Annotated in this window: 1 pseudogene; it reads right to left on the reverse strand. The window is 40.6% G+C overall.

Features of this window, described 5'->3' with window-relative positions:
* A pseudogene (locus RYK20_RS10505) lies at positions 1-5942 on the reverse strand (gliding motility-associated C-terminal domain-containing protein); the annotation flags it as partial.
* Between the last annotated feature and the right edge of the window lie 11 nt (positions 5943-5953).

Raw genomic sequence — 5953 nt, forward strand, 5'->3', positions numbered from 1 at the left:
AAACTATCTGAAGACACCGATTCACAATCCGTATTCTTAGCTGTAATAGTATAAGTACCTACTGCAAGACCTGTAATTTCATGACTTGTTGTGTCTACTGTAAGTTGCTCTGTTCCATTCCAATAAGTTTGTCCTGCTACATAGTTGCTGATAACCACCTTAGTAGGTGCTGTACAGCTTTCAGCCGTCAATGTAAGGGTTGGCTTAGCTGGAACTGGTTTCTTTGCCTTGATTTCAAAGACATCAGAGATCTCAGACACACAACCACCTTTGGTAGCTTTTACCTTATAGGTGCCTACTGCAAGCCCTGAGATCACTCCGTCCATAGCTACCGAAGCTGTAGTAACTGGTGTTCCGTCGGCTTTGGTGAATGTATATGTTCCTCCTTCATAGTTTGCTACTTTAACTATTGTAGGTGCACTACAATTTTCAGCAGTTATTGTAAAGGTCGGTTTAGCTGGAATAGCATTTACCACTACTTTCACCACCCGACTAATAGCTTCCCCACAACTGTTATTGGTTACCTTTACATAATAGTATAGGGTACCTGCTGTAGTGGTCAGTGGCGTATAGTTAGTCGCATTCGTACCTACTGGAGTACCTCCTGTAGTGCTATTGATAGTATTTTTATACCACTGATAGGACAATGTTCCTGCCAAGCCGTGGGTATCGGCTACCACTGTAAGTGTTGTAGCTGGGTCTCCTACACAATAAGATGATGGCTCTACTGGTTGAGTCGTAATACTTGGTGCGGGTTGTACAATTACTTTTACTTCCTGAGTAGCCTCACAACCATTGGTACGTTTTACCTTTAATATATAGGTAAAGGTAGTAGTTGCTGTCAGCTTAGCACCTGTATAGCGGAAATTAGGTTCCTTTATATTTCGGTCAGAAAGGTAAGTGAGTTTGTCACTTGCAGTCTTTCCTGTCCAAGTATAGCTAATATAGTCTGCTCCTGCAACACTATAAGTAAGTTGTTTGGTTTCACTTTCACAAACAGTGATATTATCCATCAAGCCCGATGTCTGAGTAGGAGGAATGATTTGTCCTATTACATCTCCACAGAGACAAACATTATCCTCATTCTTAAGTACCAAGAGCAAGCGGCATACCTTATCCTGATCTACTGCAAAGGTAAAAGTCTGCTCTGGTGAAGTAGTTCCCTGTGGCAAGTTCAAACCTGTAGAGGTATGGCTAGTTAGTATAGTATCTGCTGAGTCGGCTATACCATTATTATTAGCATCATAATATAGGGTAGCTTTTACCATCCCATTGGTAAGCGCGACAGCGGCTCCTGTATCATTCTTTAGCTTATACTTGATGGTAAGCTTTTCCTTACCTCCTTCAGCTACAGAAGTCGTGGTAAGGTCTTCTATAGAAATGGTAGGACGTTCGTTCTTGATAGCAACCTCCACTTCACTTGAAGTGCTCACTAGCAGTTTAGGACAGGTATTTCCTGATGAAGGACAAGCAACGCCTCCCTTCTCATCCGTAGTAATCGCCTTGAGCTTCAATGGACGATCACAAGGAACAAGGACATTCTTTTGTTTAATTCTAATACCTGCTATAAACCAATCTCCTGCTTTCATATTCTCAGGAACGGTCAATACGACTTCACTTCCTTGGGACAGGGTTCTTTCCTCACTCGCCACTCTTTCTGGTTCATCCCAATCAAAAGATCCAGATCTATTTCCTTTGAAAACATTTCTTCCAGCAGCTAATTCATAGCCTTCTGGTAAGGTAAAGCGTAATCTCGCCTTATCAAGCATCTCAAATGTTGGATCTGGAGAATTTACAGTTACTTTCGTAATATAAATAATACCATTATCACAGTATGAGGCGTTATGAAAGTTATATCTCGGGTCATTATATTCTGTAAGCGGATCTAAAGTAATGGTATAATTATCCACATTTACACCTTGAATACCTGCTAAAATGGCACTGCTCTTATCTCCAAGGGCTGGTCTACCACAGAGGTTGTTGCCCTCTACTTCTATATCAAATGACGAACCTGCTGAGAAATTACAATCAGGAGTTACATCAAAAGTAAGTTTAAGCTTACGGTTATTAGCATTGATAGGTTCACTGATAGAGCCTAGTAAGCTACCATTAGGCAACACATGGCTTAGGTCATAGATATCCTTATTTCCTACTGTTGTATGGAGAATATTTTCTGTTCCTGTACCTACATGATAGATAAAGCCACTAGCCAAGGGATATTCTACCGTTACATTGGAGAATGTTATCCCCTCCCCTCGGGTTACAACTAACTTGGTATCGTAAAGGTCTCCCTCCTCGGCACTGTTAATCTCATAGCTATAAGAAGTAGCCGCACACATAGGAATGGTTCCTTTCTTATCGGCCTTGTCCTGACCTGGGTTAGTTGAGGCTGCTGCTATTTCTTTTTTACTCTTAGCTACGGTTATATTATAGGTAATGAACTTATCACTACAAGTGTTACGATAACCTGTTGTAGGGTTTTCCCAACAGTTCCAACCTGCATATACTTTGAGCTGCAGGCTTGTGGCACAGCTGGTGACCTTATACTTGAGCTTGAACTGGCGTTGGGTATTTCTCACGATCTTACCTTCATCACCTTTATCGCTGAGGAAGAACATCTTCTCCCCTGCGATACTTCCCTGTGGTGTATAAGTATATCCACCTCCTGTGGTTTCCTCCAAAGAGATGATTTCTATACCTACTACCTCAGGAATAGAGATCCAGCCATAAGGTGCATCTTGGTTCTTGGTATTGCTTAACTTAAAGGTAGCCTCCATCTCACGCTTATTAGCTTTTACTGTTAGGGAGGATATAGCATCAATCTTGATTTCTGGTTTATCACTTTCTCTAAAGAGAATAGGACGATCATTTAGATAATCTGTAGCAGGAGCGCTCTGGGTTGTCTCTGCATAGTGATAATAGAAATCGTCATATTCTATATTAGTATCTATTTTCTCTTGCATAGCCAAGGCGTCATTATCTTGCTGCACTTCAGCTTTATTGCCATCTACCGTTTTAGACTTGCAAGAAGGTTGTATAAATGGTTTGATATACTCATTATATTCATTCTCTACGGTGAGCATACCAGCAGGTAAGTGTCCTGAGTGTCCCTTAGCAGGGTTTATATAGGTATAGGTTTTCCACGTACCATCGTCGGCTACCGCAAGGTTATTCATATCCACTGTAGCAGCAGCAGTTTGTCCTACTGCTGTGGCATAAGTATACTCTATATTCTTTATGCGATAAGCACTTGGCATACGCATTGTTATCTTCTTGATAAGACGTGCAGGACGGAATTCTTGTGAAAAATAAGACCCTCCTGGCTTGAACCTACGTGCTCCATAGACAAGGTTAGACCCTAAAGGTGCTGCACTACAACCTGCCAACTGTGTATAACGGTTGGTAGCTAACAAATGTCTTGTTTCAGCTATATAGAATACAGGCGTTAAGTTCGCACCACAGTGTTTTTGGGCTGTATGATACCCCTCTGTGCCAATGGCTGTATCTGTATCAAGATTATTAACTGTATAGAAGAATGATTCTATACCTGATTGTACATCCACAGTTCGTTCATAGCTGTTAGCTGTGTTAGCATTCTTTACTTGGTAGGTTGCCACTGCTGTAAAAGTAGCTCCTGCTGCAAGTGTCCTTGATGGCAACAGTGTGGTAAGATCCCAACGGAAAAACTTCTTACCTGCCGCATTGGTTCCTCTTGCAGGATTGGTAGCTGTTGCTGTAAAGCTTTGTACAGCCCCTCCATTTACCTTGAGGCTTATTCCTTTAGGCTCTAACTCAGCTGTGTTCTCTACCTTTACATAATAGAAAAGGTTATTGGCTGTTGCAGAAGTATGTTGTCTCCCCTGAGAGATAAACTCTATATCATCTAAGTAAAGTGCTCTCATACGCTCCAATGGTGATACATTGGCTCGTATTTGTCTTGCATTCATATTATGATCTTTCCAACCATACGAATTGTCTGCACGCTCCACCACTGTACTAAGAATACTTGGGCCTTGTATAGAACAAGGTGAATCACAGATAGTAGGTATATTAACTGTTTGATTACATACCAAAGGTATATCACAATAAGAACTATTTCCATTCTTAAGCATCAGATATACTGAATAGGTAATAGGTGCCGTAGCCCCATTACAATTCTGTAACAAAGCATCAAAGCTAAGGTAACCTGGTGTAAAATCTGGATCAGAAGAAGTATTGGTTGTAACAAAGGTAGCTGTTGTTCCTGGTGCTACATCTGACTGATCAACAGGTCTTTCTGTGGAAGCACCAAAAATATTTGTTTTGCGATAGAGCTTTACATTTTGTAGTTTTATCCCTGCAGGGGTGGTTACTACATACTTGAATTTACGCTCATTATTTGTTGTGTTACCATTTTTTAATTTTTGATTGGCCACAAGTGAAGGCCAGTTCATACCAGGGGAAATATACCCTGCCGAAGATACATTCTGTACCAACTGCACAGGTAGCTTGGAGGCATCGTTCACCCCATTGAAATACACACGCAAGGTATTGTGATGGATAGAATGTAAGTTTGACCATATACGTTCTCCTGTACATACATTATCATATAGTATATAAGAAGAAGGTTGCACGCTAAACATCGCATTAGTACCTCTGCCTGGTTGTAAGCATCTTACACCTGCTTTCTTTTTCAAATCAAAAGCTATCTGGAAATAAGCGCCCTTTTTAAAGTCATCCTTGAACCCATCTCCATCTTCATCGGTAAGCCCTACATCTTTACCTGCTAAAGAAGTGGTTGAGAGTGCTGCCAAATTAGTAAGTACTATATGTCGCCTATCAGAGGGACCTACAGTGGCAGGAAGTGAAACAGTTGTCCCATCTCTGGCTATCAAGCGTATGTTATCTGGCTCATAGTTTGAAAATTGTACTGAATTTTCTTCATCTAAAAGTCTGATTTCTAAATTATAAGCAATTCCTTTATCCGTAGCGGCATTATTATTATAACGCACATAGAAAGTCCCCAATACATTACCACAGAAGCCATCCTTCCATTCAAAATAGGTAAATGTACTGTTACCATCATAGTTAATAATAGGAGTACCTGTACTTACTGTAATATTTTTGGTATTAAATTGTGTCTCAAAAATATCTGTATGGTTGCTGCCCCAGTAAGCATAATATGTGTTTTGTCTCCCACCTGTACATTTGCTTACTTTATATTTCTCTGTAATAGTAACTTTTTGATTATTGAGCAAGTTTGCATCTGGGATTTTGTAGATAGGCTTACCTGCATTAGGAAGTCCTACGGGCACTACACCTACCTGTGTCAGTGGTGTACCATTATAGGAGACACTCTCACCTACTACATCTTCAGGATAGTCGATAGAGAAATACACATCCTTCACCTTTCCATTCCCCGTATTACGAATATCAAAATTTTCCGTACGTACTCCCAATGCGTCACTTGCTGTAACAGGTAGCTGTACCGTTAGGGTAGGACGTTGTAGCTGGTAAAGGTTTGACTCTTTAGCAGGGTTAGTTGATACCCCTCCTATAGTAAGGACAGTCTGATCTTTCAAGCCTGTAGCAAGAGCTGTATTGGTAAGTACTGCCTTAATTGCCTTACGCTTAAGCTTTATAGTAACAGCACCTGAAGCATTTGTAAAACTAAAGACAGGCCTATTAGCATCAGTTGAACCTGTTTTAAGTGTTATAGTCGCATTTGTAGCTGTTACTGTATTAGGGATATACTCTATCCCTGCTGCAAGTTTCACATCCAACTCACCTGCGGTTTGCCCTGTAGGCATATTAAATCTTATAGTGAGTTCTCCTACAGAAAAATCACTATCCGCCGCAAAATCTACAGGCGACTGCGCTGATACTCCACTAATGGTTTGTCCCCACAAAGTACTCATGGAAACAAACAAAAGAATGAGAATCAATAATTTAGATCCTTTCATTGCTAGTTTTT

It is taken from the genome of uncultured Capnocytophaga sp. (genome assembly GCF_963525585.1).
Taxonomy (GTDB): Bacteria; Bacteroidota; Bacteroidia; order Flavobacteriales; family Flavobacteriaceae; genus Capnocytophaga.